Source organism: Bordetella genomosp. 7 (genome assembly GCF_002261265.1).
Lineage (GTDB): Bacteria > Pseudomonadota > Gammaproteobacteria > Burkholderiales > Burkholderiaceae_B > Bordetella_A.
In genome coordinates this window covers 710,947-725,255 of sequence record NZ_NEVK01000003.1, presented here as the reverse complement: position 1 = coordinate 725,255, position 14,309 = coordinate 710,947, and the positions used below count along the sequence as shown (strand labels likewise).

15 protein-coding genes are annotated in these 14,309 nt (G+C 65.4%); 3 read left to right on the top strand and 12 right to left on the bottom strand.

The features are described from left to right. The first annotated feature begins 41 nt into the window (after positions 1-41). Entirely contained in the window at positions 42-1,301 is a 1,260-nt protein-coding gene (locus CAL19_RS05780) for a M48 family metallopeptidase (protein WP_026639364.1), read from the top strand. Beyond that, complete coding sequence (rsgA, locus tag CAL19_RS05775; protein WP_026639363.1) at positions 1,298-2,209, top strand: ribosome small subunit-dependent GTPase A; 912 nt, start codon at positions 1,298-1,300, stop codon at positions 2,207-2,209. The genes CAL19_RS05780 and rsgA overlap by 4 nt, the downstream gene beginning before the upstream one ends. Positions 2,210-2,240: 31 nt before the next feature. Here rsgA and CAL19_RS05770 read toward each other — a convergent pair whose 3' ends face one another. Together CAL19_RS05770 and rplS are read right to left on the bottom strand one after the other, a co-directional pair. Further along, positions 2,241-2,969 carry a CoA pyrophosphatase gene (locus CAL19_RS05770; protein ID WP_026639362.1) on the bottom strand — a complete coding sequence of 243 codons (729 nt, stop codon included), beginning with the start codon at positions 2,967-2,969 and terminating at the stop codon, positions 2,241-2,243. A gap of 102 nt (positions 2,970-3,071) precedes the next feature. Continuing rightward, positions 3,072-3,455: a 50S ribosomal protein L19 gene (rplS, locus tag CAL19_RS05765; RefSeq protein WP_026639361.1), complete on the bottom strand. Its 384-nt coding sequence runs from the start codon at positions 3,453-3,455 to the stop codon at positions 3,072-3,074. 222 nt (positions 3,456-3,677) lie between these two features. On the opposite strand from rplS, the gene CAL19_RS05760 reads away from it, so the two are divergent. Beyond that, positions 3,678-4,550 carry a DMT family transporter gene (locus CAL19_RS05760; RefSeq protein ID WP_094796236.1) on the top strand — a complete coding sequence of 291 codons (873 nt, stop codon included), beginning with the start codon at positions 3,678-3,680 and terminating at the stop codon, positions 4,548-4,550. A gap of 13 nt (positions 4,551-4,563) precedes the next feature. On the opposite strand, the gene CAL19_RS05755 is transcribed toward CAL19_RS05760, so the two are convergent. From CAL19_RS05755 to CAL19_RS05710, 10 genes are all read right to left on the bottom strand, one after another. Next, positions 4,564-5,007, bottom strand: a complete 444-nt coding sequence (locus CAL19_RS05755) for a hypothetical protein (RefSeq protein WP_094796235.1) — start codon at positions 5,005-5,007, stop codon at positions 4,564-4,566. An 11-nt stretch (positions 5,008-5,018) separates the two neighbouring features. After that, positions 5,019-6,290 (bottom strand): PA0069 family radical SAM protein, encoded by a 1,272-nt coding sequence (locus tag CAL19_RS05750; RefSeq protein WP_094796234.1) that lies wholly within the window; start codon positions 6,288-6,290, stop codon positions 5,019-5,021. A gap of 171 nt (positions 6,291-6,461) precedes the next feature. Continuing rightward, complete coding sequence (locus tag CAL19_RS05745) at positions 6,462-7,760, bottom strand: sulfate adenylyltransferase subunit 1 (protein ID WP_026639358.1); 1,299 nt, start codon at positions 7,758-7,760, stop codon at positions 6,462-6,464. Between the two features lie 26 nt (positions 7,761-7,786). Further along, positions 7,787-8,695 carry a sulfate adenylyltransferase subunit CysD gene (gene cysD / locus CAL19_RS05740; RefSeq protein WP_026639357.1) on the bottom strand — a complete coding sequence of 303 codons (909 nt, stop codon included), beginning with the start codon at positions 8,693-8,695 and terminating at the stop codon, positions 7,787-7,789. Between the two features lie 10 nt (positions 8,696-8,705). After that, positions 8,706-9,458: a phosphoadenylyl-sulfate reductase gene (locus CAL19_RS05735; protein WP_026639356.1), complete on the bottom strand. Its 753-nt coding sequence runs from the start codon at positions 9,456-9,458 to the stop codon at positions 8,706-8,708. Next, on the bottom strand, positions 9,455-10,519 hold the full coding sequence (locus CAL19_RS05730) for a sulfate/molybdate ABC transporter ATP-binding protein (protein ID WP_026639355.1): 1,065 nt from the start codon (positions 10,517-10,519) through the stop codon (positions 9,455-9,457). Before CAL19_RS05730 ends, CAL19_RS05735 begins: the two co-directional genes overlap by 4 nt. Positions 10,520-10,533: 14 nt before the next feature. Beyond that, the gene (cysW, locus tag CAL19_RS05725; protein WP_094796409.1) at positions 10,534-11,436 is read right to left on the bottom strand and encodes a sulfate ABC transporter permease subunit CysW; all 903 of its coding nucleotides are present in this window, start codon (positions 11,434-11,436) and stop codon (positions 10,534-10,536) included. Positions 11,437-11,444: 8 nt separating this feature from the next. Beyond that, positions 11,445-12,323 (bottom strand): sulfate ABC transporter permease subunit CysT, encoded by an 879-nt coding sequence (cysT, locus tag CAL19_RS05720; protein WP_094796408.1) that lies wholly within the window; start codon positions 12,321-12,323, stop codon positions 11,445-11,447. A 22-nt stretch (positions 12,324-12,345) separates the two neighbouring features. Then, positions 12,346-13,365, bottom strand: coding sequence for a sulfate ABC transporter substrate-binding protein (locus tag CAL19_RS05715; RefSeq protein ID WP_026639352.1), 1,020 nt, complete (start codon positions 13,363-13,365; stop codon positions 12,346-12,348). A gap of 198 nt (positions 13,366-13,563) precedes the next feature. Beyond that, positions 13,564-14,205 carry a peroxiredoxin gene (locus tag CAL19_RS05710; protein ID WP_026639351.1) on the bottom strand — a complete coding sequence of 214 codons (642 nt, stop codon included), beginning with the start codon at positions 14,203-14,205 and terminating at the stop codon, positions 13,564-13,566. Between the last annotated feature and the right edge of the window lie 104 nt (positions 14,206-14,309).

Genomic DNA, 14,309 nt, shown 5'->3' with positions numbered 1-14,309 from the left:
GCCTTTAAAACACTGCATTTTCTCATACCCCCTGCCCCGCCGTGCCATTGACTACGCTTACTTTCCTTTTTGTCGCCTTCCTGCTTGCCGATATCGGCGTGCGGCTGTGGCTTGCATCGCGCCAGATCCGCCACGTGGCGCGGCACCGCGGCCAGGTCCCGCCGGAATTCGCGCCCCGCATCGGGCTGGCGAGCCACCAAAGGGCGGCCGACTACACGGTGGCACGTGTGCGGCTGGGCATGTTCGAACGGGTATACGATGCCGCGCTGCTGGTGGGGCTGACGCTCCTGGGGGGCCTGCAGGCGATCGACATGCTGGTGGCCCAGGTCACCACGCACGACCTGCTGCGACAACTGCTCCTGTTGGGCAGCGTGGCCTTGCTGCTGGGGCTGCTGGGCCTGCCCTTCACCTTGTGGCGGCAATTCCGGCTCGAGGCCCGGTTCGGCTTCAACCGCATGACGCCGGGCCTGTTCGCGGCCGACCTGTTCAAGGGCCTGGCGGTCGCGCTGGTGCTCGGCACGCCGCTCGCGGCGGCCATCCTGTGGCTGATGGCCGAGGCCGGCAGCCTCTGGTGGGTATGGGCATGGGGCCTCTGGACAGCCTTCAACCTGTTGCTGCTGTTCATCTACCCCAGTTTCATTGCCCCGCTGTTCAACCGGTTCACGCCGCTGTCCGACCCTGAACTGGCCGGCCGCATCAAGCAACTGGCCCAGCGCTGCGGTTTCGCGCTCAACGGCCTGTTCGTCATGGACGGATCCCGCCGCTCGGCCCACGGCAACGCTTATTTCACCGGCTTCGGCCGCTCGCGCCGCATTGTGTTCTTCGACACGCTGCTGGCGCGCCTGAACGCCGACGAAATCGAGGCGGTGCTGGCGCACGAACTGGGCCACTTTGCCAAGCGCCACATCATCAAGCGCATTGTGTTCAGCTTTGCCGCCGCCCTGCTGTTCTTCGCGCTGCTGGGCTGGCTGTCGCAACAGCCCTGGTTCTACGAGGGCCTGGGCGTTCTGCCGCGCCTGGATGGCCGCAATGACGCCATGGCGCTGTTGCTGTTCTTCCTGGTCACGCCGGTATTCACGTTCATGCTGACGCCGGTCGCCAGCTGGTATTCGCGTCGCGACGAATTCGAAGCCGACCGCTATGCAGCCGCGCAAAGCTCGGCCGGCAAGCTGGTGTCGGCGCTGGTCAAACTGTACGATGACAACGCCGCCACCCTGACGCCGGATCCCGTGCATTCCGCCTTCTACGACAGCCACCCGCCCGCCGCCGTGCGCATCCGCCACCTGATGCAAGCCGCATGAGTTCCGCCGCAGCCCTGCTGGAAGGACGCATCGTCTCGGCGCATGGCCGCCATTATGTGGTCGAGTTTCCCGACGGATCGCAGCGGCAATGCTACCCGCGCGGCAAAAAAGCCGGGGCGGCCGTGGGCGACCGGGTTCGCATCAGCCCGCAGGGCCGCGACGAAGGCGCCATCGACGCCATCCTGCCTCGCACCAACCTGTTGTACCGATCGGACGAAACCCGGTCCAAGCAGTTCGCCGCCAACGTCGACCAGTTGTTGATCGTGGTGGCGGTGGAACCCACTTTTTCCGACGACCTGGCCGGGCGCGCGCTGGCCGGCGCCTGGAGCGCAGGCATCGAACCTCTGGTGGTGCTCAATAAAGTCGACCTGCCGGCCGGGGTCGAAGAAGCGCGAGCCAGGCTTGCGCCGGTGCGCGCCCTGGGCGTGCCGGTCATCGAACTCAGTGCGCACGACACGGCCACGGTCCGCTCGCAGCTCGCCGCGCGCCTGGCCGGGCGCACCACCCTGCTGCTTGGCCAAAGCGGCATGGGCAAATCCACCCTGCTCAACGCACTGGCGCCCCACGCCGACGCGGCCACGCGCGAACATTCCACCGCGCTCGACATGGGGCGGCACACCACCACCAGCACCCGGCTGTATCACTTGCCGCCGCCCGGCGGCGATCTGATCGATTCGCCCGGCTTCCAGGCTTTCGGCCTGCAGCATCTGTCCGGCGCCGACATCCTGCGTGGCTTTCCGGAGTTCGCGCCACACATCGAGCACTGCCGCTTCTACAACTGTTCGCACCGCCACGAACCGGGGTGCGGGGTGGTGGCGGCGCTGAAGGCGGGCGCCGTCGATGCCGGGCGTTACGCCTTGTACTGCCGCATTCTCGAAGAAAGCGAAGCCGCGCAGCAACGCTACTGACCAGCCGGGCCGTTACCCGCGCGCTGCCGCGTCAGCGTTCTGACGCGAGCCGCTGCCGCACCAGGTGATACAGGTTGCGCAGCATGCCCGCCGTGGCGCCCCAGATAAAGTGCCCCTGCCAGGGCATTGCGTAGTATTGCCGCTCGCGGCCGTCGGGCAACGGCGCGCGATACAGGCGATGATTCGCCGGGTTCATCAGAAACGACAGCGGCACTTCAAAAACTTCGGCCACTTCGAATGAGTCGGGCGCCAGCGTAAAGCCGGGCCGCACCAGCGACAGCACAGGGGTAATCGAAAAACCCGTGGCGGTCAGGTAGTTCTGCATGCTGCCCAGCACTTCCACGTGGTCGATGGGCAAGCCCGTTTCTTCCTCGGCTTCGCGCAGCGCCGCCGCCACGGGCGATGCATCGAAGGTTTCGATGCGCCCGCCCGGAAAACTGACCTGCCCGGCGTGATCGTACAAGTGCGCGGTACGCTGGGTAAGCATGACGCTGACGCCCGCCTCGCGCATTACCAGCGGGATCAGCACGGCCGCCAGCACAGGCGCGCCCTCGCGGCCCGGATGACGATGCTCGGTGGAACCCAGGGCGTCTTGCGGCCATGGGCCCGGCTGGCTAAGCGCTTTGCGCAACAGGTCGGGCGCGAGCAAAGCCGGCGGCACAGGGGCCAGCTCGGCGTCGGCGGTTTGCCAGGGTTGCGCTGCGGGGTCGAACGAAGGGCCGGCCGGAGGCCGCCGGGGGCGAGTGGTAGGGTCAGACATACCTGCTGCTAACGTGAAAAAGGCACCTGTGCAGGTGCCTTTTTAACCCGGATCGCTGACCAGCGCGGCCGTACCGGCAAAGCCGGGGCCGCGCCAGCGTCATCAGGCAGCCGACTTGGCTTGCTTGATGACGAGCTTTTCCTTGATGCGCGCCGACTTGCCCGAACGGCTGCGCAGGTAGTACAGCTTGGCGCGGCGCACGTCGCCGCGACGCTTGACTTCGATGTTGGCGATCTGGGGCGAATACAGTTGGAACGTACGCTCGACGGCTTCGCCCGACGAGATCTTGCGCACGATGAACGAAGAATTCAGGCCGCGGTTGCGCTTGGCAATGACCACGCCTTCATAGGCCTGTACGCGCTTGCGGGTGCCTTCGACAACGTTGACGCTGACCACCACGGTATCGCCAGGGGCGAATTCGGGCAGGGTCTTGTCGCCGGTCAGGCGCTTGATTTCTTCCTGTTCCAGGATAGCGATGAGGTTCATATGAACTCCGAGACCATCGTGCTTTGCGTTGTGCTTTGCGTCGTTATGACGCTACTGTCGGCCGCGACGGCCATTCGTGGTGTGCGCAAAGTAGAGGATGAGGTTTGGTAAACCCAGCATTCTACAATAAAAACCGAGCATTCGCTGCCTGGCGAATCGGGGTACCCTTAGCCCTCGCGCGCACTGTAACAAACCCGTAACCTTCCCCGGCCGCCGCCTGCCATGTCGTCCACGTCCCTGTTGTTAGTCATCCTGGCGGCGATGGCGCACGCCACCTGGAACCTGCTGGCAAAACGGGCGGCCATGGTCGGCCCCGTGTTCGTATTTTCGTACGGCCTGTGCGCCGTACTGTTATACGCCCCCTGGGTGACGTGGATATTGGTGGACGAAGGCATCACATGGACCTGGCCCGTGGTGCTGTGCATACTCGCGTCCGGCGCGCTGCACCTGGCCTACAGCCTTTGCCTGCAGCGCGGCTACCAGGTTGCGGACCTGTCGGTGGTCTACCCTATCGCCCGCGGCACCGGCCCGCTGCTGTCTACCACCGGGGCCTTCCTGTTGCTGGGCGAAACGGCGACCGCCACCGGTATTGCCGGCATGCTGTGCGTGGTGGGCGGCGTACTGTTGATCGCGACGCAGGGTCGCCTGTCGCTGTTTCGCCAACCTCAGGCCTGGACCGGCGTGCGATGGGGCGTGCTGATCGGCGTGTTCATTGCCGCCTACACGGTGGTGGACGCCTATGGCGTCAAGGTGCTGCTCATCATGCCGGTGCTGTTCGACTGGCTGACCTGTGTGGCGCGCACGCTGATCATCGCGCCGCACATTCTGCGGCGACGCGCCGAAAACTGGCAGGCCATGCGCGGACACTGGCACCTGGCTATCGCCGTGGGCGCGCTTTCACCGTTGGGGTACATATTGGTACTGTACGCCCTGCGCAATGGCGCGCCGCTTAGCCTGGTTGCCCCGGCGCGGGAAATGTCGATGATGCTGGGCACGCTGGCGGGGTGGTTCCTGCTGCGCGAAAAAGTCAGCGTGGGGCGGCTGGCCGGCTGCGCGGCCATCCTGGCGGGCGTGGTTCTGCTGGGATCGAGCTGAGCGCGTCGGCGCCTCAGAACCCGGCGGCAGCGCCCAGCCACATCAGGCCGGGTATCAACGCCGCCCACATGGCAACCAACAGCACGTCCGTTACCATCTGGCGAACCGGGACGCCCGCCGAGGCAGCCTGCGCCGCCGTATCCAGCGATTGGCTATGGGCGGCTTGCTGGCCGCGCGCGTCGGCACTGCGCACGCCGGCGCCGTGCACCCCGAAGGCGCCTGCCGCAGGCCCGGCGGCAGGCGCCGGCGCCACCACGCCGGCCGGCCGGGCCATCGCAGGGGAAGGCGCCAGGGCTGCCGGGTGGCCGGTGCGCGGCCCGCTTGCCGAGAACGGCCATTTGGAAGCCAGGCGCAGCGCGCCGGCGGCACGGCGCGCCAGCCTGCGCGGCGCCCAGGCCGACAGCCGTGAGGGCGGCAGCGTCGCAAGAGAATCGGTGACAAGCGTAGCGGTGGTCATGAGAGCTCCGTTCAGAATAGCGATAACTGCGACAGCGCATGGCCAGGCCGTGCGCCCCCCTGCCCGCGGGCAGCGCCCGTCAGGGCCGGGGCGACGGGCGGCTGGAACAAATGCGTGGCCAACTGCGGCCTGGTAGTGTTGAGCCCGTGCTTGCGCACGGCCAGGCCGAAGCGCTGGCGCAGCAGATCGGCCCACAGGCCGGTGCCGCGCATGCGGGTGCCGAAATTGGGATCATTGCGCCGGCCATTGCGCAGATCTTCGATGCGATGCAGGACGCGCTGGGCGCGATCGGGAAAATGGGCCTGCAGCCATTCTTCGAACACGGCCCGCACTTCCCAGGGCAGCCGCAATACCGTATAGCTGGCATAACAGGCGCCCGCCTGGCTGGCTTCTTGCAGAATGTGTTCGAGGGATTCGTCGTTGATGAACGGAATGACGGGTGCCACCAGGACGCCCACCGGCACACCGGCATTGGCCAGGGTGCGCACGGCTTGTACGCGCCGCCACGGCGCGGACGCACGCGGCTCGAGCGTGCGCGCCATGTCGGTGTCGAGCGTGGTGATGCTGATGTAGACCGTCACCAGGCGCCGTTCGGCCAGCGCCCGCAGCAAATCGAGGTCGCGTTCGACCAGGGCGTTCTTGGTGACCAGCGTGGCCGGGTGGCCCGTTTGCAGCAGCAATTCGAGCACGCCGCGCGTCAACTGCCACTGGCGTTCGATGGGCTGATAAACGTCGGTGGCCGAACCGATGTTGATAGGCGACACGCGGTAGCCCGGCCGGGACAGTTCGGCCCGCAGCACATCCACCGCATTGGCCTTGGCGATCAGGCGGGTTTCGAAGTCCAGCCCGGGCGAATAGCCCAGATAGGCATGGGTGGGGCGCGCATAGCAATAGACACAGCCGTGTTCGCAGCCCCGATACGGGTTGACGGCCACGTCGAAGGGGATGTCGGGTGAATCGTTGCGTGACAGCAGCTTGCGCGCCTGCTCGGCCTGCACCGAAGTCTTCAGGACGGGCGGTTCCGCTGCGATGGGAATATGACGCGCGGGGGCGGCGCCGGTAGCGCAGCCGGCCTGGCCGGTGACATCGGGGGTGGCGTCGCCCTGGCCTTCAAGGTTATCGGGCGGCAGGTGGGTGGCGGCCCAGCCGTCATCGGCGGGCGTGCGCTCTGTTTGAAGAAACCGATGCGCCACATTAGTAACCGCTCCCCGGCCGCGCGAGGCGGCGGGGGCGGCAGCCGGGGACCCAGAACCGGCGAAAAAAGCGTGATTGGCGCGTTGCATGAAAGTACTGTACAAAAAACCAGTACTTCCGGCAAGCCCCATGCCCTGAAAAAGCGACGTCTCACTTTACCGCAAGACGCGCCGCCCGTCCGGGGAAATCGATCCGGCCCCGGTTAAATCCCCGTAAACCCGCATGGCTGTTGGGTTTAGCCGAAAAACAACAGCGCCGCCCTACCGCACCATGCCTGCCGCGGCGGTCTGGTGCGTGGCCTCGTCGATCAGGATAAAGGCGCCGGTGGCCGGGGCGTCCGCATAGCTGTCCAATGCCAGCGCCTCGCGCGTCACCAGCGTGACGCGGCCGATGTCGTTCATGGTCAGCATGCCGGTTGCATTGGCGACTTCCTGCAGCTCATGGATATCTCGCTGCGACAGCACTTCGCGGACCTTTGCCGACGTCAGCCGGGTGCCGTGCTTGAGCAGGTACCTGCGCGCGGGATTCAACGCCTGCCCATCCAGCCAGCACAGTTCCGCCTCGAACGCCCGCGCCACCCGCGCAGGGGCATCGGCGTGCGACAGCACATCGCCGCGCGACACGTCCACGTCGCGGTCGAGCACCACGGTGACGGAATCGCCCGCCACCGCGGCCGCGACGCTGCGGTCGAAGGCCAGGACTTCCTGTACGCGCGCCGTGACGCCCGAGGGCTGCACAACGATCTCGTCACCGGGCCGCAATGTCCCGCTGGCCACGCGGCCGGCGTATCCCCGGAAATCGTCGGGGCCGTCGCCGCCATGGCGGGCCACCCACTGCACCGGAAAGCGCAACGGCCCTGCCGCCGCGGAATCTTCCACGCCCAGTTGCTCCAGCAGGCTGAGCAGCGGCGGCCCGTCATACCAGGGTGTGCGCGGCGACGCGTGGACGACGTTGTCGCCTTCCAGCGCCGACAGCGGCAGCACATGGAACCGCGAGATATCCAGACGCCGCGCAAGTTCTGCATAGGCGTCGCTGATCCGTGCAAACACGGCGCTGTCCCAGTCCAGCAGGTCCATCTTGTTCACCGCCACGATAATGTGCCGGATGCCGAGCAGGCGCGCGATGGTGCTGTGCCGCTTGGTCTGCGGCAGCAGCTTGCCGTCGGCGGCCCGGGTGGCGTCGATCAGGATGATGGCCGCATCGGCGGTCGAAGCGCCGGTGACCATGTTGCGCGTGTATTGCTCATGGCCCGGCGCGTCGGCCACGATGAACTTGCGCAGCGGGGTCGAAAAATAGCGGTATGCGACATCGATAGTGATGCCCTGCTCGCGCTCGGCTTCCAGGCCGTCGGTCAACAGGGCGAAGTCGATGCCGTCGCCCGCCACGCGTTTGTATTTCGCGCGCGAGATCGCATCGAGCTGGTCGGCAAACACGCCCTTGCTGTCATACAGCAGGCGGCCGATCAGGGTGGATTTGCCGTCATCGACCGAGCCGGCGGTGATCAGGCGCAACACGCCGTTATCGGCGCCTGAAAGAAAAGAATCATTCACAGCATTCATGGTGATAAGTCCGATGCTCAGTCAGTTCAGAAATAGCCTTCTTTCTTGCGGCGCTCCATCGAGGCTTCGGAAGTCTGGTCATCCATGCGGGTGGCGCCGCGCTCGGTGATGTCGCTGACGGCGGTCTCGGCGATGATGGCCGTGGGGTCGGCCGCGTCGGATGCGACGGGGCAGGTGCACGAAATGTCGCCCACGGTGCGGAACCGCACCGCCAGGCTCTCGACCCGCTCGCCATCGCGCGGCGGCGTGAGCGGCGTCACCGGCACCAGCAGCCCGTTGCGGCGCACCACCTCGCGACGATGGCTGTAGTAAATGGACGGCAACGCAAGCTGCTCGCGCTGGATGTACTGCCATACGTCGAGCTCGGTCCAGTTCGAGATCGGGAACACGCGCATGTTCTCGCCCTGGTGAACCCGGGTATTGAAGAGGTTCCACAGTTCCGGACGCTGGGCCTTCGGATCCCATTGCCCGAACTCATCCCGAAACGAAAAGATCCGCTCCTTGGCGCGCGCTTTCTCTTCGTCGCGGCGCGCGCCGCCTATGCAGGCATCGAAGCCGAATTCTTCGATGGCTTCCAGCAGCGTGACGGCCTGCGCGGCGTTGCGCGAATCGGTCGCGCGCCGCAGCACCACGCTGCCGCGCCGGATCGAGTCCTCGACGCTGCGCACCAGAAGGGTTTCGCCCAGCTCTGCCGCGCGTCGGTCGCGAAACGCGATCACTTCGTCGTAGTTGTGGCCGGTGTCGATATGCATGAGCGGAAATGGAAACCTGCCCGGACGAAACGCCTTCTCGGCAAGCCGCAGCAATACCACCGAATCCTTGCCGCCCGAAAACAGCAGGACGGGCTTGCTGCACTCGGCTGCCACTTCGCGCAGAATGTAGATCGCTTCGGATTCGAGCCAATCCAGGTGGCTGCGATTGATCACAACAGACATATTCCTTCCTTTACACAGAAGCTGCGTGCGTGGGCTCGACGGCCACGGGGATGACGCGATTGCCTGCGTGCAGGCCGCATTCTTTAGAGCTCGATGATTCCCACCACCACCGCCCCGCGCGCACGTCTTCGCCCGGGCGGACGGCTCGCGTACAGGGCTCGCACCCTATCGACGGATAGCCCTGGTCGTGCAGGGGGTTGTAGGCAATGCCCAGCGCGCGGATGGCCTGCCAGACATCGTCCTCGCTCCATGCCGCCAGGGGGTTGAACTTTTGCAGCCCGAACACCGCGTCGTGTTCTTGCTCGGGCAGTTCGCCGCGCGTGGCGGCCTGCGCCCTGCGCTGCCCCGTTATCCAGGCGCCGCGGCCGGCCAGCGCGCGCGTCAGGGGTTCTACCTTGCGGATCTGGCAGCATGCCTTGCGCAGTTCGACGCTTTCGTAGAACGCATAGGCGCCGTGCGCCTGCACGTGGGCCTGCACGGCCGACTCGTCAGGGCGGTACACCGTGACCGCCCGCCCGTAGCGGGCGTGCACCACATCAAGCATGCCCAGCGTCTCGGCATGCAGGCGGCCCGTATCCAGGGTGAAAACCTCCAGTGCGATTCCGCTGTCGTAGATGGCGTGCGTGAGCAGCATATCTTCGGCGGCCAGCGACGAGGCCAGTGCCGCATCAGGGTATTCTCGGGCAATGTCGGCCAGGCGCGCGCGCAGCGCGTCCCATCGCTTTGCCAGGGCGGGTGTCATAGACGTGTCGGATGTCGTCATGGCTGTGCGGCGAATATGCGTGCGCGGCGGGGCCGGGCCAGCAGGCGTTCGCCTTCTTTCAGGTTGAGTTCACGGTACAGGTGCTCGGGCACCTGCGCTTCGATAACGGCCTGCATGTCCTCGCGCTCCAGCTCGAGATGCGCGCTCGGGCCGGCCAGGTAGGCATGCTGCAGACGCACCGGAATCCCCCGGCCAGGCCCGCCGTCGCGCGCCAGATCGATCTCGTGCGGCCGCACATAGGCGACGGCCGGGCAATGCTCGGGCTGCATCAGGTGCGGCGCCGGCAGCTCAATGCCGTGGGCGCGCCAGACGCCGTGGCTGGCGTGGCCGTTGAATTGATTGACGTCTCCCAGGAATCCGTACACGAACGGCGTGGCTGGCGATTCCCAGACCTCGCGAGGCGTGCCCACCTGCTCGATGCGGCCGGCGTTCATCAACACTACCCGGTCGGCCACCTCCAGCGCCTCTTCCTGATCATGCGTCACGAACACGCTGGCCACGTGCAATTCATCATGCAGGCGCCGCAGCCAGCGGCGCAGCTCTTTGCGCACCTTGGCGTCGAGCGCGCCGAACGGCTCGTCCAGCAGCAGCACGCGTGGCTCGACCGCCAGCGCACGCGCCAGGGCAATGCGCTGGCGCTGCCCGCCCGACAGCTGCGCGGGATACCGGTCGGACAGCCAGTCGAGCTGCACCAGGCCCAGCAACTCATGCACCTTGGCGCGTATCTGTGCCTCGGACGGGCGGGTGGCCCGCGGTTTCACGCGCAGGCCGAAGGCCACGTTCTCGAACACTGTCAGGTGCCTGAACAGCGCATAGTGCTGGAACACGAAACCCACTTGCCGATGCCGCACATCCACGCCGGTGGCATCTTCGCCGCCAAACAATACGCTGCCGCTGTCGGCGGTTTCCAGGCCGGCGATGATGCGCAGCAAGGTGGTCTTGCCACATCCCGACGGGCCGAGCAAGGCAACCAGTTCACCGGTTTCGATATGCAGCGACACATCATCCAGCGCACGGAAATCGCCGAAGCGACGCGACAGATTCCTGACTTCGATACTCATGCGAAGCAACTCCCTCATGCGGCCGCGGGCCGGGCCAGCGGCGCGGGCACGGCGCCCGCTTCGAGCGGCGCATCGGCCATATCCGGCCGGGCGCTGCGCCACTCCACCAGGTTCTTGATCAGCAGCGTCACCAGCGCCAGCAGGGCCAGCAGCGACGCCACCGCAAAAGCCGCGGAGAACTGGTATTCGTTGTATAGAATCTCGACGTGCAGTGTCATCGTGTTGGTCAGGCCGCGTATGTGGCCGGACACCACCGATACCGCGCCGAACTCGCCCATGGCACGCGCATTGCACAGGATCGCCCCATACAACAGGCCCCACTTGATATTCGGCAGCGTGACGCGCCAGAAAATCTGCCAGCCGCCCGCGCCCAGCGTCAGCGCGGCCTGTTCTTCCTCGCTGCCCTGCGCCTGCATCAGCGGAATCAGTTCGCGCGCGATGAACGGAAACGTCACGAACAACGTGGCCAGCACCACGCCGGACACGGCGTACACGATCTTCAGATCGTGTTGTTGCAGCCAGTCGCCCAGCCAACCCTGTGCTCCGAACAACAACACGAACACCAGCCCCGCCACGACCGGCGACACGGAAAACGGCAGGTCTATCAGCGTGATCAGGAACTGCTTGCCCCGAAACTGGAATTTGGTGATCGCCCAGGCCGCTGCGACGCCGAACACCAGGTTCACCGGCAGCGCCACCGCCGCCACCCACAGAGTCAGCTTGATCGCGCTCCAGGCATCGGGTTCGGTGATGGCAGCCAGGTACAGCTCCCAGCCTTTCTTGAAAGCCTCGGCAAACACCGCCGCCAACGGCGCCAGCTGGAACAGGGCCAGGAAGCCCAGCGCCAACGCCAGCACCACGCCGCGCACCCAGCGCGGCTCGGTCAGGTGGTCGGGCAGGCCCGGGCCTGCAGACATAAGCGTGTTCATGCCGGCCTCCCGCCGCGGCGCGCCTGCCATCCCTGCAGCAAGTTGATCAGCAGCAGCAGCGCGAAGGAAAACACCAGCATCACGGTCGCGATCGCGGCAGCCCCGGCATAGTCGAACTGCTCGAGTTTCGCGATGATAAGCAGCGGCGTGATTTCCGAAACCATGGGACGGTTGCCGGCAATGAAAACCACTGACCCGTACTCGCCCACGGCCCGCGCGAACGCCAGGGCGAAACCCGTCAGCATCGCCGGCATCAGCGTGGGCAGCAGCACACGGCGTATCACCTGCCAGCGGCTTGCCCCCAGGCTGGAGGCGGCCTCTTCGAGTTCGCGCTCCACGTCTTCGAGCACAGGCTGCACAGTGCGCACCACGAACGGGATGCCGATAAAGATCAGGGCTACGACGATACCCACCGGCGTGAAAGCCACCTTGATGCCCAGCCACGATTCCAGCGGCCCGCCCAGCCAGCCATTCTTCGCATACAGGGCCGTCAGGGCGATGCCGGCCACCGCAGTAGGCAACGCAAATGGCAGGTCCACCAGCGCATCGACGATCTTCTTGCCCGGAAACCGGTAGCGCACCAGCACCCACGCCACCAGCAGGCCGAACACCAGGTTCACCAGCGCGGCCAGCAAGGCCGCGCCGAACGTAAGACGATACGAAGCCACGACCCGCGGCGCGGTAACCGTAGCCCAGAAGCCGTCCCAGCCCAGGCCCGCGCTCTTGAGCGGCAACGATGCCAGCGGAATCAACACGAGCAGGCTCAAGTACAGCACCGCATATCCCATCGAAAGCCCGAAGCCCGGCAGGACGCCTGGCCGTTTATGTCGACGGGCAAGGGGCGCCGCTCCTGCCGCAAAGGTGCCGTTGCTCATGGTCGCCATATCTGCCATGCGGTTATTTGGGCTGGTAGATCTGGTCGAACGTCCCGCCATCGTTAAAGTGCGTCTGTTGCGCCTTCTGCCAGCCGCCGAAGATCGCATCGTCGATGGTCACCAGTTTCACTTGCGGAAACTGCCCGGCAAACCGCGACGCGGCCTGTGCGTCGCTCGGACGGTAGTAGTTGCGGGCGATGATTTCCTGCGCTTGCGGCGTGTACAGGAATTCCAGATAGGCCTGGGCCAGTTCGCGAGTGCCTTTGCGATCGACGTTCTGGTCCACGATGGCCACGGGGGGCTCGGCAAGAATGGACAGCGACGGCACGACAATGTCGAACTTGTCCGGGCCCAGTTCTTTCTGTGCCAGGAACGCCTCGTTTTCCCAGGCGAGCAGCACGTCTCCCACGCCACGCTCCACGAACGTGGTGGTGGCGCCGCGCGCGCCGGTGTCCAGCACCGGCACGTGACGGAACAGCTCGGCCACGAACGCCTTCGCCTCCGCCTCGCTGCCATTGCCGCGCTGCAGCGCATAGGCCCACGCGGCCAGATAGTTCCAGCGGGCTCCACCCGAGGTCTTGGGGTTGGGCGTGATCACTTCCACCCCGTCCTTGACCAGGTCGCCCCAATCGTGAATCTGCTTGGGATTGCCTTTGCGCACCAGAAATACGATGGTCGACGTATAGGGCGAGCTGTTGCGCGGCAGGCGGCTTTGCCAATCCGAAGGCAGCAGCCCGCGGGCAGCGATGGCATCGATGTCGTAGGCCAGCGCCAGCGTCACCACGTCGGCATCCAGGCCGTCGATGACCGACCTGGCCTGCTTGCCCGATCCCCCATGCGACTGGCGGATACGGACATCGACGCCGGATTTTTCTTTGTACGCCTTGGCGAATGCCGCATCCACTTCGCGGTACAACTCGCGCGTGGGATCGTACGAGACATTCAGCAGCGTCAGAGAAGATTGCGCCTGCGCAGGCAAGCCCAGCACAAAAGCGGCGGCCAGCGTAGCCAGTGCGATCCAGGCGTTCTTTTTGGCAAACATGCTGCGGCATTCCCATATTTATGTGCAATGCAGGCAAGTTTGCGGGCTGCAAGGCCTAAATAGAACGAATCATTTTTTGGTTGCTCATCGCTTGTGGGCATAAGGCGCCAACCGGCACCCCAAAAAAAACCGCGCCTGAAGGGCGCGGCAAGCGGCACCTGGCGCGAGCGGCGAGTAGGCCGTCCGCGCCCGGGTAATTTACTTATTCGGCTGTGGCGTAATGCGCAGGTACGGGCGCACGGCCTTGTAGCCCTTCGGGAACTTCTGCTTGATGACTTCTTCGTCCTTCAGCGAAGGCACGATGATGACGTCATCGCCGTCTTCCCAGTTCACCGGAGTCGCGACACTGTGGCTGTCGGTCAGTTGCAGCGAATCGATGACGCGCAGGATTTCATTGAAGTTGCGCCCCGTGCTGGCCGGGTACGTGATGATCAGGCGCACCTTCTTGGCGGGGTCGATGACAAACACCGAGCGCACGGTGGCCGTGGCGCTGGCGTTGGGGTGAATCATGTCGTACAGCTCGGACACCTTGCGGTCTTCGTCGGCAATGATGGGAAAATTCACCGTCGTGGATTGCGTGTCGTTGATGTCGTCAATCCATTGGGTATGCGAGTCGACGCCGTCCACCGACAGCGCAAGCACCTTCACGTTGCGCTTGGCGAATTCGTCGGCAAGCTTGGCGGTATAGCCCAGCTCGGTGGTGCATACGGGGGTGAAATCCGCGGGGTGCGAAAACAGCACGCCCCAGCTGTCGCCCAGGTATTCATAAAAACGAATCGGACCAATCGAGGATTTTTGCTCGAAATCAGGGGCGGTATCGCCCAGGCGAAGTTGGCTCATGGAAGTCTCCGTGCGGGGTTGGTGTCACCGGCCACTTGCACCGGTGGACTGCAAAAGGCGACCCCGGAACCCGGGATCGATTCAGACGATTCTTACACCAAACC

What these genes read in the sequence shown, in the direction of transcription:
- CAL19_RS05750 (WP_094796234.1), bottom strand. Translation starts at nt 6,290, where the DNA reads ATGCAACGCGCCAATCACGCTTTTTTCGCCGGTTCTGGGTCCCCGGCT.
- rsgA (WP_026639363.1), top strand. Translation starts at nt 1,298, where the DNA reads ATGAGTTCCGCCGCAGCCCTGCTGGAAGGACGCATCGTCTCGGCGCAT.
- cysT (WP_094796408.1), bottom strand. Translation starts at nt 12,323, where the DNA reads ATGAGCAACGGCACCTTTGCGGCAGGAGCGGCGCCCCTTGCCCGTCGA.
- CAL19_RS05730 (WP_026639355.1), bottom strand. Translation starts at nt 10,519, where the DNA reads ATGAGTATCGAAGTCAGGAATCTGTCGCGTCGCTTCGGCGATTTCCGT.
- CAL19_RS05710 (WP_026639351.1), bottom strand. Translation starts at nt 14,205, where the DNA reads ATGAGCCAACTTCGCCTGGGCGATACCGCCCCTGATTTCGAGCAAAAA.
- CAL19_RS05760 (WP_094796236.1), top strand. Translation starts at nt 3,678, where the DNA reads ATGTCGTCCACGTCCCTGTTGTTAGTCATCCTGGCGGCGATGGCGCAC.
- CAL19_RS05755 (WP_094796235.1), bottom strand. Translation starts at nt 5,007, where the DNA reads ATGACCACCGCTACGCTTGTCACCGATTCTCTTGCGACGCTGCCGCCC.
- CAL19_RS05770 (WP_026639362.1), bottom strand. Translation starts at nt 2,969, where the DNA reads ATGTCTGACCCTACCACTCGCCCCCGGCGGCCTCCGGCCGGCCCTTCG.
- cysD (WP_026639357.1), bottom strand. Translation starts at nt 8,695, where the DNA reads ATGTCTGTTGTGATCAATCGCAGCCACCTGGATTGGCTCGAATCCGAA.
- rplS (WP_026639361.1), bottom strand. Translation starts at nt 3,455, where the DNA reads ATGAACCTCATCGCTATCCTGGAACAGGAAGAAATCAAGCGCCTGACC.
- cysW (WP_094796409.1), bottom strand. Translation starts at nt 11,436, where the DNA reads ATGTCTGCAGGCCCGGGCCTGCCCGACCACCTGACCGAGCCGCGCTGG.
- CAL19_RS05745 (WP_026639358.1), bottom strand. Translation starts at nt 7,760, where the DNA reads ATGAATGCTGTGAATGATTCTTTTCTTTCAGGCGCCGATAACGGCGTG.
- CAL19_RS05735 (WP_026639356.1), bottom strand. Translation starts at nt 9,458, where the DNA reads ATGACGACATCCGACACGTCTATGACACCCGCCCTGGCAAAGCGATGG.
- CAL19_RS05715 (WP_026639352.1), bottom strand. Translation starts at nt 13,365, where the DNA reads ATGTTTGCCAAAAAGAACGCCTGGATCGCACTGGCTACGCTGGCCGCC.